Raw genomic sequence first — 26,429 nt, 5'->3', positions numbered from 1 at the left:
CTCTTATTTCAATGTGTCTACATAATAAACTGAATTGTTCACTTTTGTCAACTCATTTCCTTAACAAAATGAAATATTTTTAATGAAAACGCTTTAATTTTACGTTTTTTAACGAACATTAATTAAAAAAATAAAAAATATTATTCGTGTTTTTGTTATTCCACATGTTTTTTCAAATATTCTTTGATTTGAGTTTCATGAAAGGAATTTTTTCCTTCAAGTAGAAGTTAATAGTGTACGAGAAAAATAAAGGGGTGGAGAAATTGGCTTACGAAACAATTGAATTGTCGGTAAATGACCGGTATGCGGTGCTCACTTTAAAGCGTCCGGAAGCGTTGAATGCCATGAATGAAGTGATGTTGAATGAGTTGGCAGACTGCTTTGAACGGCTTCAAGGGGAAAAAGGGATTCAAGTGTTGGTGATCAAAGGGGATGGACGTGCATTTTCATCCGGCGGCGACATCAAAATGATGCTGCAAAAGGATAAAATAGAGGATTTCCATGAAATCATGGATATCATTTCAAGAATGGCGACGGCTTATTATCAATTGCCGATGATTACGGTTGCCCAGGTGCATGGTGCTGCAGCAGGGCTCGGCTTCAGTCTTGCCATAGCATCCGATATTGTCATTGCGGAACAAAACAGCAAATTGGCAATGAATTTCATAGGAATCGGGTTGATCCCGGATGGCGGCGGTCATTTCTTCATGCAGGAACGCGTAGGTGTACCAAAGGCAAAGCAAATTATTTGGGAAGGCAAAATCATGAACGGGGAAGAAGCGCAGCAACTTGGACTCGTGGATGTCGTGGTGAAGGAAGGGGAGTCCGAACAATACGTTCAAGGTTTTGTGAAAAAGTTGCTATCCGCTCCAATTTTGGCGATGCTGGAGACGAAGCAAATTTATCATTCTGAACGGGTGGAAGAACTGAAAAAAGTGCTGTCAAAAGAATTGGTGGCACAAACAAAGATGAGACAAACGAAAGATCATCTGGAAGGCATCAAAGCTTTTGTAGAAAAACGAAGCCCGCAATTTATTGGCCAATAATGAAGAGAGGTTGACTCATGGTCAACCTCCTGCTTTATTATACATGGAATAAAATCACTTTTCCTTGGGAGTTTACGAGCCGATGGGTTTTATCTTGAACCCCTTTTTCCTCAATGCGTTTTTGCCCCTCGATTTTCGCTTGCTGTTCATTTTCGAATTCCCATACTTCATTGAATAAAATTTCCCCTGTTTTTTCAAAAGCCGTGAAATAAAAATTTGCCATTCTCATCCCATCCTTTATAGAATAGTCAATTTTATTATACAACATATGGAAAGAATGTCAGTAGATTCAGAATGAAGATTCAATCATCGAATCCCTTTGAAACAAATGGTACAATAAAGAATGAACGATTGTTTCGAACGAATGAAAAGGGGATGTCTCTTATGCCAGGAATTACTCAACTTCAGCCTGGAGATGAAGTGAATCAATTTTTATTGATCAAACAAGCGACCAAAGGAATCACTACCGTCGGGAAGCCGTTCATGACCCTCATTCTCCAAGATAAAAGCGGCGATATCGAAGCGAAACTTTGGGATACGAATGAAGAACATGAAAAATTGTACCAGCCGCAAACCATTGTCAAAATCGGTGGGGAAATCCATGAATATCGGGGGAAAAACCAGCTTCGCATCAAGCAGATTCGCCCGGCCAGACCGGAAGACGGTGTTCAGATAAAAGATTTAATGCCTTCCGCCGCAACACCAAAGGAAGAATTGTTTGAAGAATTGACCCAATATTTCTTTGAAATAAAAAATCCGAAAATTTCAAGAATCACCCGCTACTTGATGAAGAAATACCAATTGGAAATGTCGGTTTATCCTGCCGCCACCAAAAACCACCACGACTATGTTTCAGGGCTATTGGACCATGTGGTGCATATGTTGAGGCTGGGGAAAGCCCTTTGCGAACTATATCCGACTTTAAATAAAGATCTGATTTATGCGGGAATTATATTGCATGATTTGGGAAAAGTGAAGGAATTATCGGGCCCTGTTTCCACAACGTATACGGTTGAAGGGAATTTGTTGGGGCATATTACGATCATGGTCGATGAAATTGGGCAGGCAGCAAAAGAACTGGGGATTGAAGGAGAAGAAGTGATGGTATTGCAGCACATCGTGTTGGCCCATCACGGCAAGGAAGAATGGGGAAGTCCGAAAAAACCGATGATCCAAGAAGCGGAAATGTTGCATTATATTGATAATATTGATGCAAAAATGAATATGTTGACGAGAGCTTTGGGCAAAACGAAGCCCGGGGAATTTACGGAGCGCATTTTTGCATTGGATAATCGTTCCTTCTATAAGCCCAAATTTGAAGACTCTTGAGTATAAAAAGAGCGAACTTGGAAACAAAGGGTATTCCAATTCGCTTTTTCTTTTGGGCCGATTTGCATGGGTTTTTCCGGCCATGGGTTCAAATTCTTCAGCGCAGTCGGTGAAGCATTGAAAGATTTGACTTTAGGCAATCCGACAAAATGGATTTGTCGCCTTTCTCTTTACGACGGTTTATTTGAATATCGGAATTGCCTTCATATGGAGAGGAATCCGGTTACCGTGATTGGCGATCCCTTATAGGGGAAAGGTGTTGCGGCCAAAGAAATATTGCCACCACAAAAAAATGGTGCCGGTGTAATTACCGGCACCATTTTCAGCTGTCACAGCCTGTCCATCATATCCCGTTCTTATTTATCTTTTTCTTTGTCTTTGCTGTCTTTGTCGCTGTCAGTTCCTAAAATTTGAGAGAATGCGGATTTTAAATCTTCATCTTTGATATCGATATCCGCATCTTTGATTAATTCCTCTAATTTGGCATTGACGCCGCCTTTCATTTTGATTAAGTTTTGGCGGATTTCATCTTTTTTCTCTTCGTAAGTGCCATAGTTTTTCACTTCACGTTTATCCAATAATTGAATGATATGGTATCCGAACTCTGTTTTCACCGGTTCGCTGATTTCATTTACATCCAATGCATAAGCGGCATCGTTGAATTCTGTCACCATTGTGCCGACAGTAAACCAGCCTAAATCGCCACCGTCTTGTGCGTTACCTGTATCCAATGAATATTCTTTCGCCAATTTTGCAAAGTCTTCACCTTTTTTGAGTTTATTAAGAACTTCTTTAGCAGTTTTTTCGTCTTCCACTAAAATATGGCGGGCATGTAATTCATATTTGCCTTGTTCATAATATTTTTTCATTTCTTCTTCTGAAATTTTGATGTCGTTTTCAGCTTTTTCTTGCAATAAAGTGTAGCGGATATTGGTTTTGAATTGTTCTTCCGTCATGTTTTGTTGTTTCAAGACGTCATCGAAAGAGTCCCCGAGTTGGTCTTTATATTGTTTTAAACGTTCTTCCACTTCTTCATCCGACACTTTATATTTATTTTCCAGGATGTGTTCGACGACTACTTGTTCCAACAGCATGCTGCCTGCCATGTCTTTGATATCATTATAAAATTCATCTTTTGTAATATCGCCGTATTTTGTAGAAACAACGACTTCATCGTCTGAATTGCAAGCAGACAATGCAAAAACGGATGTGGCTAATGCGATTGCTAAAAATGTTTTTTTCATAAACTCACTTTCTCTCCCTGTATTTAATTTCCATTTGTAACTATAACATAAACGAATCAAAAACGAAATGGTTCCACTAATTATGTTTGCCCAGGTAACCCAACCTTGCCCGCATACTATAAGCAGTAGATAGGAAAGGAGGTGTCGTTATGGGTCAAAGCTATGGTGGTGGATATGGATATGGAGGTAGCTGGTTCGCGTTATTGGTTGTGTTGTTTATTTTATTAATCATTGTTGGTGCAGCTTTCGTGCACTAATATCAAAATTTGAGCTAAAGGAGATCCTTTAGCTCTTGTTTATTTTTGCGGGAATGTATCAAAACCATCATTAAAATTTGATGGCAAAGTATACTTCAATATAAAAAGATATAAGCAAAATAGTGATTAAAATATTGATTGTGCTGAAAATCTTTGTCTGTTTTTCTTCAGGAATATCTTTTTGCATACATAATGCGTATGTCATCCGATTTATTTGAAATAAATAAAGTACCGAGAATAGCACTACAACTAACAGTAGCAAAGTTGTTCCTCCCCTCTATCACTTCACTTAAGAATATCAAAAAGTGTTGCCATTCTACAAGTAAGTTCACCATTCTTTAGCATTTAATTGTTAGAAGTTTTTGAAAAACTAGGAGGAACTAGAATTTCGTACCCCTTGGGCGTTTCCTCGATGACCGCGTTTTTTGGCGCGTTTACCAGGTGTATAAAATATAATATGTCGACCAGGCAGATGGAACAATGATATCCGAGCAATAAACACGCGTAATGGGAATAGTAAGGGAAGAGAACCGCCATGAGAATCAATATCATATTTAAAAGAACGAATGGGGTGATCAGAATAAACATATATCTATTTTTCGGTATCATTTTTTTAATTCGAAGGTGAACGATGGGAACAACTTTCAACTCAAGTTTCCATTTCAGTTTTACCGATTTTCGGTAGGAAAAGAGCGAATAGTAATGGATGAGTTTATGCAATGGATAAAGCAATAAAAGGACCAAAAGAAATAATGGAACATAGTGATCGTCATATTTTAAAGGCCGGTTGATGCCGACAAGAATGAATGAAAAGGAAAAAACAAGGATAAACACAATAATCATGTATAATACAATTCGTGGTACACGATATTCCCTTTTGATATTGATCGTTTTCCAACAATGCATAGTGTGGCTACCTCTCCATATAATTTCAAGAAAATTGTAAAACAAGTATGGTGTTTATGCTAATGATTTTTATCCCAAAAAAAGAAAAAAGAGTGTACCTGATACACTCCCCAAATCCCCAATTGCTTATTTGTTCACCATAATTTCATTCTTGAATACCACTTGATCTTTATCTTTTTCTTCAATGGATTCTTTAAAGTTTTTAAAGGATCTTTCAAATATTTCGATAAAATCTTCTCCGTAAATATTTCGGATGATGGCCATAACGTCTAAAAATTCTGGAAATCTTCCATACAATTCTTTTAATGCTAGAGAGCCTTCCAATATAGAGTGCTCTGTATCCAAGTAATGGTCATACATTTTGATGACAAGCTCTGCGCCTTTTGGAGTCAATTCAACGTACGTATTGCGTTTGTCATCATCGCGTTTCGAAAATTTAAGAAGCCCACGCTCTTCCAATTTCTTTGAGAAGTTGAAGGCCGTTGATACGTGCATGACCCCGAATCTGGCAACATCTGAAATGGAAGCGCCTTGTAAATGATAAGCAATCCATAAAATGTGATGCTCGTTAATGTTTAAATTGAACGGTTTGATCCATTGTTGCCAGTCTTTCTCAACTGCTTTCCACAAGGCTTTGGACAGTTGAGCGATTCGCTGACTATAAATCATGGCCTCTTTTAATGTGTAGGATTCCACAGTCATCGATTCACCTTCTTTTTGTAAGTTTTTAAAATATTATAGCAATAAAAGAAAAAAGTTTAAAGTTAAAAAAAATACATAAATGAAAAGTGATTAATAAATGTTATTTTTTGATAAAAAATAATAAATAAATGAAATAAAAATTTGTGTTTTTGGTAAAAAAGGACTAAAAATCGGTTTTTTGAAATGATTTTATTCTTTTTTGAGTTGTGAAAATTTATTCTCGATTTCGTTGATGCTATTCTGTAACTTTTCTATTTCTTCTTTCAATTTTTCGGCATCCGGTTTGATTTCTTCACTGTAATTGGAAACGGAGGTTTTTAAGTCAAATAATATTTTTGGAATAGTAATTTTCGCTTCGTTGGATAATTTAGAGACCGCATTTTTCAAGTCATTGATTTGATAATTTAATTCGCTGATGGTCGTTTTTACATTCTTTGCCGCATATTTCATGTTTGCTCTCAATTGATTTCCGTTTTGTGGAGCAGTGAAAATGGCTGCAGTCAGTCCAGCGATCATTCCGGCGGACAGTCCGATGAAAAATGGTTTAGCACGCATGGTGAATCTCTCCTTCATTTTGTATTCAATAGTATGTAAAGAAAATGGTTGGATTATAAATTAATGTACTTAACCATATTAAACCAAAATCAAAGGAAATAAAAAAGCTATCTAAGTAAAACTTAGATAGCAAAGTTTTCATTATTTATTATGCTTGTGTAACGGAAGTTTCGAATTTGGAACGTTTTAACAGACCTGCCAATATCGGATAGATGATGCAGAACGCAACGATATTTGCGATTGTTGCAGGAATTACACCAGTAACAAACATGATTCCAAAGGCTGCCGGCATTTCTCCGACCAACAATAGAAGCATGGACAAGAAAACGGTTCCTGACAACAAAGTTCCTAATCCAATCAAAATGGCGTAAACAACAACGTTTTTCGCAAATTTATTGACCAAATAGAGTACGGCCAAGAAAACAAAACCTGTTACAACTTTATCGATCAGATTTGGAATGAGTGAACCCGGAATGGATGAGAATAATCCGGATAGAACTCCGGTAACGACTGTAAGAATAAATGTATCCCGGATGCTAGGGAATAAAATAATCCCCACAAACATCATCGTCAACATCATATCCGGCTTGATTCCACCGCCGATCGGAATAGGCGGCATCACCAAATAAAGAACAGTTCCAATACCAACTAAAAGAGCCATTAATACCAAATTTTTTGTTTTCATACACTTCTCTCCTCTGCTAAGCTGTGCTCAACTTCCCAACAGTCTCTATGCTGTCAGCGAAATCGTATAGTACGATTATTGTAATCTTAAAAGAAATAATTTTCAAGTATTTTTATAGGATGATTGTAATATTAAAAAAGACCGACTCGGGAGATGAGTCAGTCTGCCGGATTATTCATTTAAATTCGTTTTGATTTCTTCCGCAATCGCTTTTAATTGTTCAGGAGTGAACTCGCCGTTTTTTGCTTCCCATCTCACTTTTAAGCCGTCACTGTCATCATAGCGGGGGATGAAGTGCAAATGATAATGGAACACGGATTGTCCGGCAAAGGCGCCATTATTATTGATCGTGTTTAGACCTTGCGGATTGAAAGCTTTTTTAATGGCATTCGCGATTTTTGGTGCAGCCGCATATAAGTTTCTTGCCACATCTTCCGGCATTTCATACAGATCTTTTACGTGTTGTTTTGGGATAAGCAATGTATGTCCTTTTGTCAATGGGGCTACGTCCATGAAAGCCAATACATGTTCATCTTCATATACTTTATTGGATGGAATGGATCCATCAATGATTTTGCAGAAAATGCAGTCGCTCATTTCACCCAATCCTTTCTTACAAAATTTATCTACATTTTAACATATTTCATGAGATGAATACATTTTCTAATTTTGATACACTGTAGGAAGAATAGGAGTGTTGGCTATGTTGGAATTAAAGGATGTAACAGGTGGCTATACAAGAAAACCGGTCATCAAAGATTTAAACTTTTCCATTGAACAAGGTGAATTGGTTGGATTGATTGGATTGAACGGTGCAGGAAAAAGCACAACAATCAAACACATTATCGGAACCCTTATACCGCAAAAAGGGGAAATCCGCTTGAATGGCGTGACATTGCAGGAAGATATTGAAAAATACCGCTCATCTTTTTCCTACATTCCGGAAACGCCTGTATTATACGAGGAATTGACATTGAAGGAACATTTGGAATTGACCGCCATGGCATACGGCATTGATGAGAAGACATTAAAGGAACGGTCCGGAAAATTGTTGGAAGAATTCCGGATGGAGAAGCGCTTGAACTGGTTCCCATCCCATTTCTCCAAGGGGATGAAGCAAAAGGTCATGATCATGTGCGCCTTTTTGGTCAACCCTTCCTTATATATTGTGGATGAACCATTCATAGGGCTGGATCCATTGGCCATCCAATCTTTGCTTGACCAAATGTCGGAACGGAAAAAGCAGGGAGCTTCCGTGTTGATGTCCACCCATGTATTATCGACTGCCGAAAAATATTGCGACCGCATCATTTTCCTTCACGAAGGCCGTGTTCGCGCCCAGGGGACGATGGATGATTTGAGAAAGGCTTTTGGCATGCCGAATGCCACTCTGGATGATTTGTATATTGCCATGACGAAGGAGCAGCACCATGAATAATTTGGCGGATGTTTGGTCAAAGCGGTTTGAACATTATCTTACGGAAATTCAGAAATATATGCGGTTTGTGTTCACTGGGCATTTGGCGATTGTGCTGGTGTTTGCCATTGGGGCGCTCGGGTATCAATACAGCGAATGGCTGCAAGTGGTGTCACCGGAATTTCCTGCAGAATGGCTCGTTGCCGGAGTTATCGGAATCGTTGTTGCTTTTTCCCGTCCCGTGACATTGCTCAGGGAGCCGGATCAGGTATATTTGTTGCCATTGGAGAAGGAAATGCACCTCTATTTCCGGAAAGCCTTGAATTGGACATTCTGGTCCCAGGTGTTTTTGCCTGTGATCTGCTACATTGTTTCAATCCCTTTATTAAACGCGGTCACTGATTTGCCTGCATGGCGGACATGGTTGGGGCTATTGTTCATCATTGTCCTGAAATTTGTAAACGTTCAGTCGGAATTCCATTACCGCTTTGCGAATCGGGGGAATCATGTTGTCTTTGATCGCATTGCGCGGATGGCGGTATCCATTTTGGCGATCCAAGCCATTTTGTCCGTCTCATTTTGGTGGGCATTGATCTATTTGCTTTTGCTCGTTGTGTACAATTTTTCGCTGGCAAAGCGGGCAAAGGTCCAACCGATCCCGTACGAGCATTTGGTCAAACTGGAAGAAAACCGGATGATGGCATTTTACCGGTTTGCGAATTACTTTACGGATGTCCCGCATATCCGTGGCGCAGTGAAACGGAGAGCATGGCTGGACGCAATCTATAAATTCGTTCCATATAAAAAGGAAAATACGCAAAGTTATCTGGTATTCCGCACCTTTGTCAGAACCAACGACCATTTTTATTTATGGGTGCGTTTAACGCTCATTTCGGCAATCATTGCGCTGATGATTGATATTCCGGTTGTCTTATGGATTGTGGCAGGAGCGTTAAGTTTCGCCACGGTCATCCAGTTGAAATATGCACTGTTATCTTCAACCGATTTCCGTATGGACATGCTCTATCCGGTCAAAGACAATCAACGGAAGCAAGCGGTTCAGAAGCTGTTGCGCCTCTTTATGGTGATTCAAGCCATCATTGTGATGCTTTGCGCCATTGGACAACCGCTGTTCTTTATTCCGGCGATCATCGTGATCGGAATGAACGAATTGACTTTCCGATTGTCGAAGGATCCGGCGGTGCATGTTTAAGAATGAAGAATTTGGTTTTGATTGTTGGGCGGCTTAAGTTCCCGATTTTGGGACTTAAGCCGCTTTTGCATTTCATTGGATGGCTAAAAGGAAATGCCTCCATAAATGTGTCTTGCCTTTTCTTTCCACAATTGCATGCCAATGAATGAAAAATTCGGGAATCGATCAACCGAGTCTGTGCCCATTTGGAGCCTCCTGTAATTGTTCTAATAGAATGAAAGGACCCATAATTGTCCATCTATGTTAGAAATCTTAGAATATATGTATTTTTTTAGCATAAATTTTACTAACTTCTCTACTTAACAATTCAACGGGGAGGTATCCAATGGGCGGAAAAAATGATATGACAAAAGTTTGGATTGCCAGTTTGGTAGGGAGCTCCATTGAATGGTTCGACTACTTTCTTTATGGAACGGTAGCCGGACTTGTATTCTATCAAGTGTTCTTTGTTGCGGATGATCCGACGGTGGGGTTGTTGCTGTCTTATGCTTCTTTGGCTCTCGCGTTTTTTATTCGGCCGTTTGGAGGCATCCTTTTTGGGTATATTGGCGATAAGATCGGCAGAAAACGGACGCTTGTATTAACTTTGACCATCATGGGGGTTGCGACCGTATTGATGGGGTTGTTGCCCACATATCAGGCAATCGGCGTGGCTGCACCGATTATCCTGATCATTTTGCGGTTGGTACAAGGTTTGGGAATCGGCGGTGAGTGGGGAGGGGCAGTGCTGCTTGCCGTTGAATTTTCTCCAAAAGAAAAAAGGGGATTCTACGGTGCCTTCCCGCAAATGGGAGTCACAGTCGGGATGTTTTTAGGTTCGGGCGCATTATCGTTCATCACGTCCATCGTTTCTCCTGAAAGTTTTGTGGCATGGGGATGGCGGATTCCATTCATTTTGAGTGCAATTTTAGTGATTTTTGGTCTTTGGATCCGCAAAGGGCTGGATGAAACACCTTCATTCAAAAGAATTCAGGAAACCGGGGAAGTGACGAGACTTCCTTTTGTAGACATATTTAAAACCCAATGGAAAGAAGTGCTCATTGCGGTCGGAGGAAAAGTGGTTGAAACGGCGCCGTTTTACATCTTTTCTACATTCATTGTTTCGTATGGTACGAACAACCTTGGATTCAAAAGTTCCCAAGTGTTGATTTCCATCATGGTTTCCACCATTGTGACAACGATTCTCATGCCGTTTATGGGCAGGTTATCGGATAAAATTGGCCGCAAAAAGGTGTACATTGCCGGAGTGATCGGAATGATCCTATATGCTTTTCCGTATTTCTGGCTGCTCGAACAAAGAAATTTCGCCGCGCTCCTTATTGCAACGGTTTTGGGATTGGGGATAATCTGGGCTCCGATTACGGCGGTGCTCGGTACAATGTTTTCGGAAATATTTGATGCAAAAGTGCGCTACACAGGGGTATCATTGGGCTATCAAATCGGTGCGGCCGTTGCGGGAGGAACAGCTCCTTTGATTGCAACATGGCTGTTGGTCCAATTCAATGACTCTTATGTTCCCGTTGCGCTTTATATCGTTTTGACGGCCATCATCTCACTGATTGCGGTATTCACTGTCAAAGACAAGAGCAATCAAGAGTTGGATGAATTCAAAAACACGGAAGAAAGAACTTTGCAAAGAGTATAGAAAACGGAGAGGATAGCCATTGATTCTATTAAATGAAGAACAAATCAAACGTTTTTACAAAATGGAAGATGCCTTAAAAGATGTGGAACAAATGTTGATGGCAAAGCAAAAAGACAAAGTGCTTGCCCCGATTAGAACAGTGATTGATTTTCCTGAAAAGAATGCTTCTTCCCTTTATATGCCAAGTGCCGATTTGGAAGATCAAATTGCCGCAGTAAAAGTCGTCACGATTTTCCCGGACAATCCCGGGAAAGGCTTGCCGACAACCCAGGGCATCCTGCTTCTTTCAAGCACTGAAAACGGTGAGCACTTGGCGGTGATGAACGCTTCATATCTCACAAGTCTTCGCACTGGCGCGATGACAGGGCTTGCCACGATGAAACTGGCGAACATTGATGCAAAATCGCTGACGGTGATTGGCACGGGAAGAATGGCCTTTGAGCAAGTTCTCGGGGTACTTTCGGTAAGAAAAATCGAAAGCATTTATTTGTATAATCGAACGAAAGAAAAAGCGCATCGTTTCAAGCAACAATTGATTGATCATGGTGTCACTGCATTCTTGGAAGTGGTCGATGATGTGAATGAGGCCGTCAGTTCATCAGACATTGTTTGTTGTGCGACAAATGCAAAAAGCCCCGTGTTTGATGGAAACTATTTAAAACCCGGTGTCCACGTAAACGGGGTCGGCTCTTATTTGCCCCATATGCTGGAAGTCGATCGGACAACGATAAGAAAAGCTTCGAAAATTGTGGTGGATGATGTGGAAGGCGTCAAAGAAGAAGCGGGGGAATTGATTGATGCCCACAAAAGCGGGGAGTGGTCTTTTTCCAACTTGCATGGGGAACTTGCCCAGTTGGTGAGCGGAAAAATTGCACCGAGGGAACATGAGGAAGAAATCACTTTTTTCAAATCCGTCGGGGCTTCTTATTATGATCTTGCCGTTGCAAAGGGTGTGTACAAAAAAGCGGTTGAACTTCATCTTGGCATATCATTTGAGATGTAATTGAAAAATTTGCCCCAGGGCGGATGGAGGAAATTTTATAATTTTCTCATCCGCCCTTTTCATCCTTTGCCCGGGGGACAGATCAGCTTTCATTCTCTTCCCCTTCTTTTTGTTTCGCGCCGGAGTAAGTGGAGATGTACGTTGCTGCATTAAAGATATTGTCTTTTTTTACACCCACTGAAAAGTTTTCGAGTTCCTGGGCGATTGGGTCGTATTTTTTCCATATGTCATATGAGCGTTTATCTTTCCATTGAAGGAGAATAATATAGGTTTCCGATTTTTTCGGACGAAGCAGTCGCATGGCGGTCAACCCCGTTTGATCCTTCATTCCTTTCAAACGCTGAACGATGTTTTTTTCAAATACCGGGCGTCCTTCATCAGAAACCGGAATATGGTAGAAAGTGAAGTAACCTGCCTGTTGCAGTTCGTTCATCCCATCCACAACTTCATATTTTCTGGGTGTTTGAAAAACGGTCTTGCCCGCTGTCTCATGAAGCAACAGGGTTTGGTTTGCGCCATACAAAATCAACATTTTTTCATGTTCATATTTTTTATGCAATTTTTCCATAAAAGTGGGAGTTCCGGTCGTCATGTAAAAATTCATTTTTGATTCCTCCTTGAATGAAAAAGAAAACTCCTGCTCAATTTTCTTTGCCTTAATTTTGTCAAATATTCAGTAAGAAAAATAGGCTATTAAAAGAACAATTTTATGACATTTGTCAGAGAAAACTATACAATGTTAAAGGAACAGTATATATTGAAGGGTATCAGTGATTTAGTAGATTATTTACAAGGTTATAGTTATTATAATTAATTGTAGCAATTTTTAGCGATGAAATTCCTTGTAAGATTGAAATCGATTTCATTGCACTTTTCGTCAACGATTATTTTTGAGGGGAAGGTTAATTGAACATGAGGCTAATTAATGACACTTTAATCAGAGCAGCAAGAGGAGAAAGAACGGAATATACTCCAGTATGGTACATGCGGCAAGCGGGGCGTTCCCAGCCGGAGTACCGGAAAATAAAAGAGAAATATTCGTTGGAAGAAATTACGAAGCAGCCGGAACTTTGCGCTTATGTGACAAGACTTCCTGTGGAACAATATAACGTGGATGCGGCAATTCTTTACAAAGACATTGTGACGCCTTTGCCTAGCATCGGTGTTGATGTGAAAATTCAAGCCGGCATTGGACCAGTGATCTCCAATCCGATCCGACGTGTGGAAGATGTGGAAAAGTTGGGCGAATTTTATCCAAAAGAGCATACACCATACGTGCTTGAAACAATCAGACTTTTAACGGAAGAACAGTTGGATGTGCCATTGATTGGATTTACCGGCGCTCCATTTACGTTGGCCAGCTATATGATTGAAGGCGGTCCATCGAAAAATTACAGCAAAACGAAATCTTTCATGGTTTCCGATCCAAAAGCATGGTTTAAATTGATGGATAAGCTGGCAGACATGATTATTGCGGATATTACTGCACAGGTGGAAGCAGGTGCGAGTGCCATTCAAGTGTTTGACTCCTGGGTTGGCGCGTTGAATGTTGAAGATTACCGGGTGTTTATCAAACCGGTGATGACACGGATTTTTGCGGAATTGAGAAATCAAAATGTCCCTGTGATCCTATTTGGTGTTGGCGCAAGCCATTTAATTTTGGAATGGAATGACTTGCCAATTGATGTGATCGGATTAGATTGGCGCATGCCGATCCGAAAAGCCCGTGAAATGGGAATCGAAAAAGCGGTTCAAGGAAACTTGGATCCTTCCATCCTATTGGGGGATTGGTCTGTCATTGAACGAAGAGCGAAAGATATTATCGATCAAGGATTGGAAGTGCCGGGACACATTTTCAACTTGGGTCACGGAGTATTCCCTGACGTCAATCCGGATGTATTAAAACGGTTAACGGCATTAATTCATGATTATAGTCGTGAACGAATTGCAAAACTAACGAATGAGTAACAAAAAAATTGTTTGAGGTGAAAACATTGAAACCAGTACACGGTCTGTTAGTGATGGCTTATGGAACGCCATACAAAGAAGAAGACATCGAAAGATATTACACACATATTCGTCATGGGAGAAGACCTTCTCAGGAACATATAGATGATTTGAAAGCGCGTTATAAAGCGATTGGTGGAATTTCTCCTCTTGCGGAAATGACCAAAAAACAGGCGGAGGCCCTTGTCAACCGTTTAAATGAAGTCCAGGATGAAGTGGAATATCAATTGTATATCGGATTAAAACATATTGAACCATTTATTGAAGATGCCGTTGAACAAATGGTGAAAGACGGAATACAAGAAGCGGTTTCCATTGTATTGGCACCTCACTTCTCGACTTTTTCCATTCAATCCTACAATGGAAGAGCGAAAGAAGCTGCCGAAAAATTGGGCGGCACTTTGAAAATCACTTCTGTGGAAGCATGGTATGATGAACCGAAATTCATCGACTATTGGGCAAAAGCGATTCTTGCAGAATTCGATAAAATGACTGAAGAAGAACGGGAAAAAGCTTGCGTGATTGTTTCAAACCACTCATTGCCTGAAAAGATCAAAAAATTGGGCGACCCGTATGAAGAACAATTAATTGAAACTGCCCGTTTGATTCAAGAAAAAACAGGTCTTCCAAATGTCGAAATCGGATGGCAATCAGCCGGGCAAACACCGGAACCATGGCTTGGACCGGATGTGCAGGATTTGACAAGAGAACTTTATGAGAAAAAAGGATACCGTTCATTTGTATATGCTCCGGTCGGATTTGTGACAGAGCATTTGGAAGTTTTATACGATAACGATATTGAATGTAAAGCTGTGTGCGATGAATTGGGAGCAGGCTACTATCGCCCACCAATGCCGAATACTCATCCATTGTTTATTGATGCGATGATTGATGCCATTTTTAAAAAGTTAGAGAAATGATAGAAAGTGATGATGAGGGTGACGAATCGAAAAAAAATTGCTGTCATTGGCGGTGGTATTACAGGGTTGACTGCAGCGTTTTATTTAGAAAAGTGTGCACGGGATCATCATTTGCCTTTAGATGTGGTGTTGATTGAATCTTCGTTAAGATTGGGCGGCAAAATCCAAACATTGCGAAAAGATGGATTTATTATCGAGCGGGGTCCGGAATCTTTTATCGATCATGAAAACAGCATGGCGGAGTTAGCAAAACATTTAGGAATAGAAGAGGCAGTAGTGAACAACAAAAAAGGTCAAACTTATGTGGCTGTCGGTGGACATCTGTACCCTATTCCAAATGGTATTTTGTTTGGAGGATCACCTATTGTCCCCTCATTATTGACAACCGGGATTGTATCATTAAGTGGAAAGTTTCGCGCTGCAGGAGATTTAGTATTACCTAAAACCAGGGAAGACAAGGATGAACCGATTGGGGACTTTTTCCGACGCCGCTTTGGAAAAGAAGTGGTAGAAAATTTGGTTGAACCGCTGCTTGCAGGAACTTTTGCCGGAGATATCGACCGGTTGAGCATCCAATCGATGTTTCCGGAAATTTACGAATTGGAAAAACAATATCGCAGCTTGATTTATGGAATGAAAAAGACGCACTTTTCCTTCTTAAGTAATCAAATGAAAGGTTATCAAACTTTTAAAAACGGTTTGGAAACTTTAGTGGAAAAATTGGAAGAACAATTGCCGTCCAAAACGGTGCTAAAAGGTGTAAAAGTGGAATCCATCGATAAATTGCAGGATGGTACGTTCCAAATTTATTTCAATAATATTTCCCCGATCAAATGCCACGCGGTAATCGTGACGACTTCATTGAATGAAGCGAAAAATATGTTCAACCATTATGGCATTTTCGATGAAATTCAAGATATGAATTATGCGACAATCGCTACTGTAACGATGGCGTTTGAAAAGGTAAATTGCCAAAATTATGATGATGCGATCAGCTTCTATTTTGCTCGGAACAACGATATTTCCATCACGACATGCACTTGGAGCAATCATAAATGGGAGAATGTGGCGCCTGAAGGATATGATTTGCTCAGAACGTATATTGGCCGTGTGGGGGACGAGGCCATCGTGGAATTGTCGGATGCGGACATTGAAAAAACGGTGCTTCATGACCTGGAAAAATCGCTAGGAATCAATCAAAAACCGGTGTTCACCATCGTTTCCCGCTGGAAGCAATCGATGCCTCAATACACAGTGGGTCATGAAAATCGTTTGGAAAAAATGAGGGAAATTCTGAAAAAAGATTTCCCGCATGTGAAATTGGCTGGAAGTTCTTATGAAGGAATCAGTGTGCCGGATTGTGTGCTGCAGGGAAGACAGGCGGCGGAAGAAATAACGGCTGAATTGTTTCAGGAACAATTGGTTTAAGGGCGTTTTGATTCTTTATAATCGCCAGTTAACAAATTCATATCTCGGATCAATAGCTGCTTTCGATGGTCAATGCCACCTTCGAAGCAGCTTTTTTCGTAAAGGATGGAATTTAGTAAGAGGAGAGTTTATCCGAGCGAGAGGGATGCGTATCCGAGCGAGAAGAAGAGTTATCCGAGCAAGAGGGATGCGTATCCGAGCAAGTAAGATGTTTATCCGAGCAAGAAGGACCATCCCAACACATAATATTTGCTCTAAGTAATATCAATCATTACAAAATCAATGAAAAATCCCCTAACGATGTTTAAAAATTTGAAACGATTGTCAAATTTATTTCATCGAAACTTCACACTTTTTCACTACACTATAGAATTAGGGGTGATTGCTTGAAAAAATGGACAGCATTATTATTTTTATGCATTATTTGGATCTTGCAAGGCTGTAATGATGAGCATTTCACATCGATCAATCAGCATCAATCCTTTGTTGCATCCGTAAATATACTGGAGCCTTCCATCGATTTTTTTGATTCGAAAGGGGAACGGATTGCCACATGGGAGTTCGATAAAGCGTATACGGGCGCAACGTTGATTCCTTACGATCGCATCGTGCTTTACGGGCATGAATTGAACGAAGTGGATATATATGAACTGTCCACCGGAAAATTGATACAATCCATAGAAACGGGTACCGGAACAACGAACGCCTATTACGATGAAGAAGAAAATGTGCTTTTCATTACAAATAGCAAAAAGAATACTGTTGCCAGTTTTAATGAACATGGCAAAAAGCTGGGGGAAATCCGCCTGAAAGATTACCCGATGTCAATGGATAGTCACCAAGGAAAGTTATATGTCGTCAACTACAAATCCCCTGTACTATCCGTTGTTGATATAAAATCCATGGCTCTCATTGATGAATGGCCAATCGATAAATCCTCGACCGGTCTATTGGTTGTGGAGGAAACCGATACACTTTGGGTAGGAGGGCATGGTGCCGGAAGCCATCCAAATCAGAAAGTGAAAGTGCTCGATTTGCAAACAGGCCAGTTGGTCCAGGAAATCCAAGCATCACATATGCCTGTCGGGTTTACAAAAAATGGAGAGGTCGTTTATATCACCAACCATGGTTCCAATGAATTGTACGCATGCGACGTGAATGGAAACGTGTTATGGAGCAAAGAAGTGGGGGCAAACCCGTTTTCTGTCGCTGCATTTAAAGATATGATTATTGTTGCTGGATTTGACGATAATCAAATCTATTTTCTGGAAGAAGATGGGAAAGTGTTACATAAAAATCCGACCAAATCCGGGCCGTTCCAGTTGCTGGTAAGGGAGGTTTGAAAATGCCAACCGTATTGATCATAGACGATGAACAAGATATGAGAAATCTAATCGAATTGATGCTTTCAAAATCCGACTTTCAAACCATTGCAGTTGAAAGCGGTGAAGAAGCTTATCCGTTCATTGAAAGAAAAGAAGTGGATATCGTCCTTTTGGATGTCATGATGCCGAAAGAAGACGGTTTTACAGTATGCGAAAAGATCCGGAAAATCTCTTCCGTTCCAATCATTTTTTTGACCGCAAGAGATGACAATGAGGACAAAGTGAAAGGGTTGACCATCGGGGGCGATGATTACATCGTAAAACCTTTCACCTCCAGTGAATTGATTGCCAGAATACAAGCCGTTCTCAGAAGAACAGGAGTCAATAAGCAACAGTTCCTTGAACGGGGAGTCATCAAACTGGATGAAGCTTCCCGCAAAGTGTATGTAAACAATCAAAAAGTCACATTGACACTCAAGGAATTCGATTTGCTTCAACTATTTATGAAAAATCCAAACACCGTTTTTTCCCGCGAGCAATTGTTGGAGAAAATTTGGGAAATGGATTATGACGGTGGCACAAGAACGGTGGACACCCACATCAAAACATTGCGGCTAAAATTGGGGAAAATTTCGAAGGAGGCAAGCGACTACATCCAAACTGTTTGGGGGATTGGTTATCGCTTTGATCAAGTATGAGAAAGCTTTCAACGAAAATATGGGTATTAATAATCGTTTATCTGATATTGACCATTGCATTTATGTACATTTTCGCGGATTTTCTATATGAAAAATTTTATGTGGAAGATACAAAAAGCGAAATGGTGGAAATCGGCGAAAACCTCCAATCCATGTATACCGGGGGAAAAGTGACCGATGGATATGTGGAAATGGTGGAGGAATTTAATCAGTATTCCACCTACAATGTGTTTGCTGTCCGCAACCCTCGTGAACTGAGCGCATGTGTTCCTTTCGAAATCGATTACAATACATTGATTGGTCCGGATGAGCGGCGGGTTTTGTTAAATGGTGAAAACGTGACAAAAATCGGCTATGAAGAGCGGTTCAACCGTGAAGTCGTATCGGTCATTTTGCCGCTTGTGGATCAAAACCGGTTGGAAGGAATTATCTATCTTTATTATCCTTTAGCAAAAATTACTGAATTAGCTAAAACGGAAGTGGCTATATTTATAGGTGGAGGGATTCTTTTTGCCCTTGTCATCGCCGTTTTTGTTTATCAGAGCCTGAAGCGGATCATGCGCCCGCTGAACGATTTGCAAAAAGCGGTAGAACAAATGACGGAAGGGGATTATAGCACGAGGGTAAAGGTTACATCAAAAGATGAAATCGGCATGCTGTCGGAAGCATTTAACCACATGGCCGAATCCATTCAGCAGGAAGATGAAAAGCAAAAAACCTTCCTGGCGACCGTATCCCATGAATTGCGTACGCCGATCAGCTATATCAAAGGATACAGCGAGGCGATCCAAAATCAGCTTCTTGACGGGAAAGAGCGCGAGGAAGCGTTGGAGTTGATTCATCGGGAAGCGATCCGAATGGAACGGTTAACAAATGAATTGCTGCAACTAGTCCGGAAACAACAGGAAGAAATTGAGATGCTTCCAATCGTCCTTTCGGAAACCATCCGTGAATCGGTGAAACTGTTGGAAGGACAAGCGAACAAAAAGAATATTCGCATCGTGCAAAACTTGGATGAAAATTGTATTGTCCAAGGGGATGAAGAGAAGCTGAAACAGATTTTCATTAACGTGATTGAAAATGCCATTCGCTATTCGAATGAAAACGCGAAAATCACGGTTCACAGTTATCAATCAGATCATCGTGCGATCATTGAGATACAGGATGAAGGAATTGGTATTCCTGAAGAGGATCTCCCTCATATCACCGAAAGATTTTACCGGGTCAATAAGGCGAGAAGCCGCATAGACGGTGGAGCCGGTTTGGGATTATCAATCGTGAAACAGTTGGTGAAGCAGCACGATGGGGCACTTGCAATTAAGAGTGTTGTGGGTGAAGGAACGCTTGTTACCATATCATTACCTTTAATGGAGGAAGATTAACATGAAAAAATGGATTATTTCTTTGTTGGCTGTACCCATTTTGTTGGTTGGATGCAATACAAATGAGGAACAATCGGAAGTGGATACAAATGAGGAACCAGTTGACGTTTCCGCATTGGAAGTGAAAGTGGATATTTTGACTCCTGATGAAGTGAAAGTGGGCGAACCGGTGGAACTGGCTGCCCATGTGACACAGAACAATGAAAACGTGGAAGATGCGGATTCCGTGGAATTCGAAGTATGGGAATCCGGGTTGCGCGAACAAGGAGCCATGATTAAAGCGGAACATGCGGGAGATGGCGTGTATAAAGCCGAATTTACGTTCAACCATGATGGCGTGTATTATATGTATGCCCATACAACAGCAAGAGGCTTGCACGTGATGCCGAAAAAACAAATCGTTGCAGGAAATCCGGATATGAGCAAAGTGCTTCCGGAACAAGATACATCCAAAGAAGACACGGAACAAATGCAGCATGATTACAGTCAGGATGAACATGAAGATTCCCATGAAAACCATTAAGATGAAGAATAGTTTTAACTGGTTCAGATAATAAGAAAAGGCTGGAATGATATACACATCTGAAATGAAAAAGCCTGTGAAATTTTACATTTCGTAAAAATTTCACAGGTTATCTTTTTTGGGGATAATTTATGGAATAGAACCGAAACTGCGCGACCCCATACCCATCCATTCCTTTTTCGTTACGCTTCTTGATAAATTCTATACTGAATTTGATTCTAGAAAAAAAATTGATGGAAAAAATTATGTGTTAAAGGATGGTATCATTGTTTTAGATGTCAGATCTTATCTTGCAGGCAGTGGTATAGCACCATTATCAATTACTTCCCGGTATGAAACAAAACCATTTTTAGGCAGTCCGAAAATATTGTCAGAACAAGTCATCATAAATGCAGGAAAAGATAAATGATTGTCAACTTATTAAGCAGTACAGACCATAAAAGTTTGTGCTGTTTCTTTTTTGTGAAATAAACATGAATCATGAATGACTGTTAAAATCAAAAGCTGAAAAAATAAACGGCTTAAGTTCTCCGAAATTGAAAACTTAAGCCGTCAAACATTTTACTATGACAAAAAACAGTGAATAAGTTTTTATATCTGCGACAGTTTGTTGAGCGATTTAATTTAATGTTAAGCGATTTAATATTAAGTTCATTTCATAGGTCAGGAGCGCATTACTGTTATATTATGCAACGATTATGATTAATGTGTGCTGCATTTGTCACATGTATTTGTGTAGCATTCACTTTGTTCTTCAATTTTTTCGCCGCATTTAACACAGATTTTTTCAGGCAAGTTTCTGAAGAACTCAACGATATTTTCTAACATGAGGGGACCTCCTTGTGGACTAACTGTTTTATAATACCTGTTTGTATTTGTAATTGTATTATAACAGTTTGGATTCGTCAATAGGAATTTGCCCATTTATAAAAGTAACCTGTGACATTTTTGTGAAATAATATGAGGAAATTAACAAAATGGAACGGAAAGAGGGCCATTAAATGACCGTAGCCCATTTTTTGATAAAATAGAATTAGATGTTTCCGTTAGGGGGGAAGGAGATTGGAAAGTACGCGAATTTATATCATAGAAGATGATTATAAAATCGCTTCGTTACTGGCTGAAATGTTAAAAAAATATCAATATGAAGTGGAAATCGTCAAAAACTTTGATGAGATTATAGAAGAATGCCTTGCATTTTCACCGCATCTCATATTGCTTGATATAAACCTGCCTTCTTATGATGGCTATTACTGGTGCAGACAATTGAGACAATATACAAAATGTCCGATCATCTTCATTTCTGCCCGTTCCGGGGAAATGGACCAGGTTTTCGCATTGGAGAATGGCGGAGATGATTTTATTACAAAACCATTCAACTATGAAATCGTATTGGCAAAAATCAAAAGCCACTTAAGAAGAACTTACGGGGAATATTCATCAAGACAAGAAGAACGGACTGTTCAATTGGGGCAATTGACGCTTTATTTGGAACGGATGGAGCTGCATGTAAAAAATGAGGAAATTCCATTACAAAAAAAGGAGTGTGCCATTTTAAACCTGCTCATGAGGGAGTCACCGAAAGTGGTGTCCAGAGAGAAATTGCTGGAAGAGCTATGGGATGACCAGGCCTTTGTTGATGAAAACACATTAAATGTAAACATGACCCGCGTCCGGAAAAAACTTGCCGAATATGGTGTCCAATCCGCCATTGAAACGGTTCGCGGCGCCGGTTATCGATTCGTTTTACATCCGGAGGAAAAATAGGTATGGGATTAAAACTATTCTTGAAAGAAAACATCTTCTTTATCATTTTCCAGTTGCTCGTCGATCTTTTTATTTTGTCGTTGTACTGGCTGGACGGCTTCCGTAATTTGGATACGGCTGTCTATTCCATCGTGATCAGCATGGTTCTGATTGTTTCCTTTCTTGCCGTACGTTATACGCTGCGGAGAAATTTTTTAAATAAAATATCCAATTTGCCTGTTTCGATGGATGATGCCCTTCAAAAAAATGCGAAAACAGCGGAGCACCTTCAAACAGAGGCATATTTGCAGGAATTGTATCGGCATTATCAACATGAAGTGCAAAACCTTTATGCAAAACAAAACAGACAGGAAAAGTTTTTGAATCAATGGATCCACCAAATGAAAACTCCCATTTCTGTTATAGAACTGTTGCTGCAGGAAGAGGAGATCGATAAATCGAGCATCCAGGAAGAAGTCGACCGGTTGAAACGGGGCATTGAAATGGTTTTGATGAGTGCCCGGATTGAAAAATTTGAAGAGGATATGCAGATTGAGCGGGTGAACTTAAAAGAGATTGTCACTGCAACAATCAACGACAATAAGCGTTTATTTATTACAAATCATGTATTCCCGATGATCGACATTGACGAAAACATAACCGTTGCAACGGATTCCAAATGGCTGAAGTTTATGCTCGGTCAATTCATTACGAACGCCGTGAAATATACCTTTGAACCAAATAAAAAAGTAAAAATTTATGTGGAAAAAGATGGGACAAAAACGGTTTTATGTGTGCAGGATGAAGGGATCGGCATTCCAAAATCCGATTTATCCCGGGTGACCAAACCGTTCTTTACTGGTGAAAATGGCCGGAGAACGGGGGAATCCACCGGTATGGGATTGTTTTTGGCGAAGGAAATTTGCGGGAAATTGGGCCATGAACTTGTGATTGAATCGGAAGTTGGAAAAGGAACAATCGTCAAAGTGGTTTTTTCATGAATGGAAGCAAGAATGATTGGAAGATTAATTGCTAAAAAGAGGGAACTTTTATGCCAATTTTACAAGTAGTGGATGTTACAAAAGTATATGAAGGAAAGGTTACGAACCGCGCATTGAATCAGTTGAGTTTTGATGTGGAAAAAGGCGAATTTCTGGCGGTCATGGGGCCCAGCGGAAGCGGGAAAACAACTTTGCTGAATATCATTTCAACGATTGATAAGCCGACATCGGGCGAAATCATTTTTAATGGCACAAAGCCGCATCTTTTTAACAAAACGGAGCTTGCTTATTTCCGCAGAAGGGAACTTGGATTTATCTTCCAGGATTTTAACCTGCTTCCGATGTTGACGGTCGAAGAAAATATCGTATTGCCCCTTACGCTGGACAATCAGCCTGTTGCATTGATGAAAGAGCGCGTAAAAGAGCTGACAGAAAAGTTGGGATTGTCCAGTGTCCTAAATAAAAGACCGGATGAATTATCCGGCGGCCAAGCACAACGGGTGGCGATTGCAAGAGCCCTCATTCATAAACCGTCCATTATTTTGGCCGATGAACCGACAGGGAATCTTGACTCCCACAACTCAAGAGAAGTGCTTGAACTGTTAAGCAAAATCAACAAAGAAAGAAATGCAACCATCATCATGGTCACCCATGACCCGATTGCCGCAAGTTTCTGTGACCGGGTGCTTTTTATCAAAGACGGTGAATATTTTAATGAAATTTACCGGGATGACCGAAGACAAACGTTTTTCCAACGCATACTAAACGTCTTGAGCCTGTTGGGGGGAAGAGTCGGTGACCTTTCATCAATTCGCTTACCGTAACGTGATCCGCAATTTCCGGATCTATGCGGCCTTTTTTATGGCCAGTTTCTTTTCCGTCTTTGTGTTTTTCATCTATTCGATGCTGATGTTTCATCCGGAAATCGACGACGGGTATTTGGGAAAAGTGCCGATTGGCGGGTTGGTATTTGCGGAAATGATTTTGGTTCTGTTTTCATGGTTCTTTATTTTTTATTCCATGAAAGCATTTTTGGAGTCGAGGGCGAAGGAGTTTGCCATTTTGCTCCATTTGGGCATGGAGAAACGGCAGCTCAGCAAGCTGATCTTTTTGGAAACGATGATTATCGGAAGTCTGTCCATTGCTTGCGGCATCCTGTTTGGCTACGCCTTTACGAAATTTTTCTTTATGATTGTCCGGGAAATTTTGATGCTGGAACAGCTGCCCCTATATTTGAAATGGGAGCCTTTCGTTTTGACGATCGCTGTATATTTCAGCGCCTTTGTCATCATCTCCATCATCAGTGTCAACTTTTCCCCGGAGAGAAAGATTATTGATTTATTGAAATGGTATCAATCTTCCAATATTGACGATCAATATTCCAAAAAGCGTGCCATTTTGGCAATCGTGTTATTGGGAATTTCATATGTTTTGGCGTTGCTTACGAATCGGGTGAACTTTTATCCATTTGTCGTATTATTGCCGATTCTCATCACGATTGGAACTTATTTGTTCTTCACAGATGCAATCCAATGGTTCGTCCGGTTTATGAAAAGCAGGAAAAACTTTTATTGGAAAAAATCGCGAATGTTGTCCATTGCGGAACATACGGTGATTTTGAAAAACAACGGGAAAGTGTATTTTGTGGTGACGATGGTTTCGGCAGCGGCTTTTCTATGCATCGGGCTGCTTGCGGCTTTGTCTTCCTACACGTCCCAATACGACAAATTCAATCCATTGGGGTTGATATACAAAGGGCATATCGATAATCCTTATGAAAAACAGCATATAACATCCATTGTGAACGAATTGGAAGAGAAGGGGCTTTCCTATCATATGGCCCGTTTTGAAGTGAAAAAACAAACCTCTTCTTTTACGAATTACGAGGTGGAAGTGTTTAAAGAATCGGATATCAACAGTTTGCTGTTTTCCTATGGGTATCCGATGGTGCAGCTGGACAGTGGGGAAGGGATGTTTATTCCTTATTCGGAAGAATCGATTAAAAAGCTGTCCAGAAGAACGGTGAATACCGTATTGAAGGAAAATGACCTGCCAATTACCATCGACCAGGTGTATCCAAAATTGATTTTCCCAAGTTCCATTGTCAGTCCAAACTCGATCATTATCAGCGATGAAGATTTTTCCCGCTTGAAAAATCCGTATAACGGCTATCCGCGGGTGGAGCCGGGATATCATTTGTTCGCTTTTGATATTCCCCAATGGCTGGAAGCGCAGGATGTGGGATTGTCCATCTATCAGCAGGTGTTGAAAGAATATAGCAAAAAACAGTATCAGCTGCCTTTTTATTTTGAAAATGCGGGGTTGAATTATTCCTATGTTTTATCGATGTATTCGCTGTTCACCCTGGCAGGTTTGTTGGTTGCCGGAGTGTTTTTGCTGGCGGCCGGAAGTTTCATCTATTTTAAAATTCATACAAATTTGGACTCGGAAAAACGGAAATTCGACGTGTTGAAGCGGATGGGCATAACCGACAGCGAAATTAAGAAACTCGTGACAACCCAATTATTCCCGCAGTTTTTCTTGCCCTGGGGAGTGGCGATGGTCCATAGTTTGTTCGCTTTCTTGGCTTTGCAAAACATTTTAAAAGACATTGCCAATATCTCGATTGTAAAGGAAATTATATTCGCTTTTTCTTTCCTGATTTTATTGCAAGTGATTTATTTCTACTTGATCCGCTGGCGATTTATTGCCCATGTGAAAAATTAAGCGATGGATTGCGGCAAGTTCGGTATGGCATTGAAACAACCTGCCAACCGCACCTATTGAGATGCGTGAGGCCGAAAAAGTTTGGAAATGGCCGATTGAAGGCCGGTTTCATAGAAAAGTGACAGAATAAAGGGAAAGCAGTACAATGAATTTATTGAAAACGCTATTTGAGAAAAGAGGGAAGTACGATGAAAAAAATGAATGTGGAAAGTTTCAATTTGGATCATACAAAAGTGAGTGCGCCATATGTGCGTTTAGCGGGCGTGATTGAAGGAAAAAATGGGGATGTGGTGCGGAAATACGATCTCCGTTTTAAACAGCCGAATAAAGATCACATGGAAATGCCGGCACTCCATTCCCTTGAACATTTAATGGCTGAAAATATCCGCAATCATACAAATCAAGTGGTGGATTTAAGTCCGATGGGATGCCAAACCGGATTTTACCTCACAATGATCAATCACGATAATTATGAAGAAGTGCTGGACATTTTGGAAAAAACCCTGAACGATGTGTTGAATGCGACAGAAGTTCCCGCATGTAATGAAGTGCAATGCGGCTGGGCGGCAAACCACAGCTTGGAAGGGGCAAAACAATTGGCCAAAGAAATGTTGGAAAAACGGAATGAATGGTCAAACATTTTTCAAGAAGAATAAACATTTCGGAAGTA

General features: G+C 40.4%; 30 protein-coding genes. 20 read left to right on the top strand and 10 right to left on the bottom strand.

The genetic code is table 11. From position 1 onward, the window contains the following. The first annotated feature begins 263 nt into the window (after positions 1–263). Positions 264–1,046: an enoyl-CoA hydratase gene (locus NST13_RS07945; protein WP_342468662.1), complete on the top strand. Its 783-nt coding sequence runs from the start codon at positions 264–266 to the stop codon at positions 1,044–1,046. Positions 1,047–1,083: 37 nt separating this feature from the next. On the opposite strand, the gene NST13_RS07940 is transcribed toward NST13_RS07945, so the two are convergent. Then, positions 1,084–1,269 carry a YhzD family protein gene (locus NST13_RS07940; protein WP_342468663.1) on the bottom strand — a complete coding sequence of 62 codons (186 nt, stop codon included), beginning with the start codon at positions 1,267–1,269 and terminating at the stop codon, positions 1,084–1,086. Between the two features lie 161 nt (positions 1,270–1,430). Here NST13_RS07940 and yhaM point away from each other — a divergent pair, with 161 nt between their 5' ends. Further along, positions 1,431–2,375, top strand: a complete 945-nt coding sequence (yhaM, locus tag NST13_RS07935) for a 3'-5' exoribonuclease YhaM (RefSeq protein WP_342468664.1) — start codon at positions 1,431–1,433, stop codon at positions 2,373–2,375. Positions 2,376–2,731: 356 nt separating this feature from the next. On the opposite strand, the gene NST13_RS07930 is transcribed toward yhaM, so the two are convergent. After that, positions 2,732–3,619 carry a peptidylprolyl isomerase gene (locus NST13_RS07930; protein ID WP_342581783.1) on the bottom strand — a complete coding sequence of 296 codons (888 nt, stop codon included), beginning with the start codon at positions 3,617–3,619 and terminating at the stop codon, positions 2,732–2,734. Positions 3,620–3,768: 149 nt separating this feature from the next. Here NST13_RS07930 and NST13_RS07925 point away from each other — a divergent pair, with 149 nt between their 5' ends. Beyond that, positions 3,769–3,876 carry a YjcZ family sporulation protein gene (locus NST13_RS07925; protein WP_342468666.1) on the top strand — a complete coding sequence of 36 codons (108 nt, stop codon included), beginning with the start codon at positions 3,769–3,771 and terminating at the stop codon, positions 3,874–3,876. Positions 3,877–3,946: 70 nt separating this feature from the next. On the opposite strand, the gene NST13_RS07920 is transcribed toward NST13_RS07925, so the two are convergent. The 6 genes from NST13_RS07920 to NST13_RS07895 form a co-directional block, all read right to left on the bottom strand. Further along, positions 3,947–4,138 (bottom strand): hypothetical protein, encoded by a 192-nt coding sequence (locus tag NST13_RS07920; protein WP_342581782.1) that lies wholly within the window; start codon positions 4,136–4,138, stop codon positions 3,947–3,949. Positions 4,139–4,221: 83 nt separating this feature from the next. Further along, a complete protein-coding gene (locus NST13_RS07915; RefSeq protein ID WP_342581828.1) occupies positions 4,222–4,719 on the bottom strand; it encodes a DUF3267 domain-containing protein in 498 nt (165 codons plus the stop codon). Positions 4,720–4,908: 189 nt separating this feature from the next. Further along, positions 4,909–5,484 (bottom strand): HTH-type transcriptional regulator Hpr, encoded by a 576-nt coding sequence (locus tag NST13_RS07910; protein ID WP_342468669.1) that lies wholly within the window; start codon positions 5,482–5,484, stop codon positions 4,909–4,911. Between the two features lie 189 nt (positions 5,485–5,673). Further along, positions 5,674–6,039 (bottom strand): YtxH domain-containing protein, encoded by a 366-nt coding sequence (locus NST13_RS07905; protein WP_342468670.1) that lies wholly within the window; start codon positions 6,037–6,039, stop codon positions 5,674–5,676. Positions 6,040–6,187: 148 nt separating this feature from the next. Further along, entirely contained in the window at positions 6,188–6,724 is a 537-nt protein-coding gene (locus tag NST13_RS07900; RefSeq protein WP_342468671.1) for a tryptophan transporter, read from the bottom strand. Positions 6,725–6,895: 171 nt separating this feature from the next. Continuing rightward, the gene (locus NST13_RS07895; protein WP_342468672.1) at positions 6,896–7,321 is read right to left on the bottom strand and encodes an HIT family protein; all 426 of its coding nucleotides are present in this window, start codon (positions 7,319–7,321) and stop codon (positions 6,896–6,898) included. A gap of 100 nt (positions 7,322–7,421) precedes the next feature. Between NST13_RS07895 and NST13_RS07890 the strand changes: the two genes are divergently transcribed. The 4 genes from NST13_RS07890 (at position 7,422) to NST13_RS07875 (ending at position 12,002) form a co-directional block, all read left to right on the top strand. Continuing rightward, on the top strand, positions 7,422–8,162 hold the full coding sequence (locus NST13_RS07890) for an ABC transporter ATP-binding protein (protein WP_342581827.1): 741 nt from the start codon (positions 7,422–7,424) through the stop codon (positions 8,160–8,162). After that, positions 8,155–9,354, top strand: coding sequence for an ABC transporter permease (locus tag NST13_RS07885; protein WP_342581781.1), 1,200 nt, complete (start codon positions 8,155–8,157; stop codon positions 9,352–9,354). Before NST13_RS07890 ends, NST13_RS07885 begins: the two co-directional genes overlap by 8 nt. A 325-nt stretch (positions 9,355–9,679) precedes the next feature. Then, the gene (locus tag NST13_RS07880) at positions 9,680–10,999 is read left to right on the top strand and encodes an MFS transporter (protein ID WP_342468674.1); all 1,320 of its coding nucleotides are present in this window, start codon (positions 9,680–9,682) and stop codon (positions 10,997–10,999) included. A gap of 19 nt (positions 11,000–11,018) precedes the next feature. Then, a complete protein-coding gene (locus NST13_RS07875; RefSeq protein WP_342581780.1) occupies positions 11,019–12,002 on the top strand; it encodes an ornithine cyclodeaminase family protein in 984 nt (327 codons plus the stop codon). Positions 12,003–12,084: 82 nt separating this feature from the next. Here the strand turns inward: NST13_RS07875 and NST13_RS07870 are convergent, their stop codons facing one another. Beyond that, a complete protein-coding gene (locus tag NST13_RS07870) occupies positions 12,085–12,606 on the bottom strand; it encodes an antibiotic biosynthesis monooxygenase (RefSeq protein WP_342468676.1) in 522 nt (173 codons plus the stop codon). 308 nt (positions 12,607–12,914) lie between these two features. Here NST13_RS07870 and hemE point away from each other — a divergent pair, with 308 nt between their 5' ends. The 8 genes from hemE to NST13_RS07830 all read left to right on the top strand — a co-directional run bounded on the left by hemE (position 12,915) and on the right by NST13_RS07830 (position 20,694). Beyond that, on the top strand, positions 12,915–13,970 hold the full coding sequence (hemE, locus tag NST13_RS07865) for a uroporphyrinogen decarboxylase (RefSeq protein WP_342471255.1): 1,056 nt from the start codon (positions 12,915–12,917) through the stop codon (positions 13,968–13,970). A 26-nt stretch (positions 13,971–13,996) separates the two neighbouring features. Next, on the top strand, positions 13,997–14,929 hold the full coding sequence (gene hemH, locus NST13_RS07860) for a ferrochelatase (protein ID WP_342468677.1): 933 nt from the start codon (positions 13,997–13,999) through the stop codon (positions 14,927–14,929). 12 nt (positions 14,930–14,941) lie between these two features. After that, the gene (gene hemY, locus NST13_RS07855; RefSeq protein WP_342581826.1) at positions 14,942–16,357 is read left to right on the top strand and encodes a protoporphyrinogen oxidase; all 1,416 of its coding nucleotides are present in this window, start codon (positions 14,942–14,944) and stop codon (positions 16,355–16,357) included. A 386-nt stretch (positions 16,358–16,743) separates the two neighbouring features. Beyond that, the gene (locus tag NST13_RS07850) at positions 16,744–17,700 is read left to right on the top strand and encodes a PQQ-binding-like beta-propeller repeat protein (protein ID WP_342581779.1); all 957 of its coding nucleotides are present in this window, start codon (positions 16,744–16,746) and stop codon (positions 17,698–17,700) included. Positions 17,701–17,702: 2 nt separating this feature from the next. Beyond that, the gene (locus NST13_RS07845; protein WP_342581778.1) at positions 17,703–18,380 is read left to right on the top strand and encodes a response regulator transcription factor; all 678 of its coding nucleotides are present in this window, start codon (positions 17,703–17,705) and stop codon (positions 18,378–18,380) included. A gap of 101 nt (positions 18,381–18,481) precedes the next feature. Then, positions 18,482–19,762, top strand: a complete 1,281-nt coding sequence (locus tag NST13_RS07840; RefSeq protein ID WP_342468680.1) for a HAMP domain-containing sensor histidine kinase — start codon at positions 18,482–18,484, stop codon at positions 19,760–19,762. 1 nt (position 19,763) lies between these two features. Further along, on the top strand, positions 19,764–20,285 hold the full coding sequence (locus NST13_RS07835; protein ID WP_342581777.1) for a FixH family protein: 522 nt from the start codon (positions 19,764–19,766) through the stop codon (positions 20,283–20,285). A 118-nt stretch (positions 20,286–20,403) separates the two neighbouring features. Further along, positions 20,404–20,694 carry a hypothetical protein gene (locus NST13_RS07830; protein WP_342581776.1) on the top strand — a complete coding sequence of 97 codons (291 nt, stop codon included), beginning with the start codon at positions 20,404–20,406 and terminating at the stop codon, positions 20,692–20,694. A 293-nt stretch (positions 20,695–20,987) separates the two neighbouring features. Here the strand turns inward: NST13_RS07830 and yhfH are convergent, their stop codons facing one another. After that, on the bottom strand, positions 20,988–21,113 hold the full coding sequence (yhfH, locus tag NST13_RS07825; protein ID WP_342468683.1) for a protein YhfH: 126 nt from the start codon (positions 21,111–21,113) through the stop codon (positions 20,988–20,990). A 234-nt stretch (positions 21,114–21,347) separates the two neighbouring features. Between yhfH and NST13_RS07820 the strand changes: the two genes are divergently transcribed. From NST13_RS07820 to NST13_RS07800, 5 genes are all read left to right on the top strand, one after another. Then, positions 21,348–22,052 carry a response regulator transcription factor gene (locus NST13_RS07820; RefSeq protein ID WP_342468684.1) on the top strand — a complete coding sequence of 235 codons (705 nt, stop codon included), beginning with the start codon at positions 21,348–21,350 and terminating at the stop codon, positions 22,050–22,052. 2 nt (positions 22,053–22,054) lie between these two features. Beyond that, on the top strand, positions 22,055–23,032 hold the full coding sequence (locus NST13_RS07815; RefSeq protein ID WP_342468685.1) for a sensor histidine kinase: 978 nt from the start codon (positions 22,055–22,057) through the stop codon (positions 23,030–23,032). Between the two features lie 50 nt (positions 23,033–23,082). Continuing rightward, positions 23,083–23,856, top strand: a complete 774-nt coding sequence (locus tag NST13_RS07810) for an ABC transporter ATP-binding protein (protein ID WP_342468686.1) — start codon at positions 23,083–23,085, stop codon at positions 23,854–23,856. Continuing rightward, the gene (locus tag NST13_RS07805; protein WP_342468687.1) at positions 23,828–25,759 is read left to right on the top strand and encodes an ABC transporter permease; all 1,932 of its coding nucleotides are present in this window, start codon (positions 23,828–23,830) and stop codon (positions 25,757–25,759) included. The genes NST13_RS07810 and NST13_RS07805 overlap by 29 nt, the downstream gene beginning before the upstream one ends. Before the next feature lie 188 nt (positions 25,760–25,947). Continuing rightward, positions 25,948–26,415: an S-ribosylhomocysteine lyase gene (locus NST13_RS07800; RefSeq protein ID WP_342468688.1), complete on the top strand. Its 468-nt coding sequence runs from the start codon at positions 25,948–25,950 to the stop codon at positions 26,413–26,415. Positions 26,416–26,429 lie beyond the last annotated feature (14 nt).

The organism is Ureibacillus sp. FSL W7-1570 (genome assembly GCF_038593265.1).
Taxonomy (GTDB): domain Bacteria; phylum Bacillota; class Bacilli; order Bacillales_A; family Planococcaceae; genus Ureibacillus; species Ureibacillus suwonensis.
This window is presented reverse-complemented; position numbering and strand designations above follow the sequence as displayed.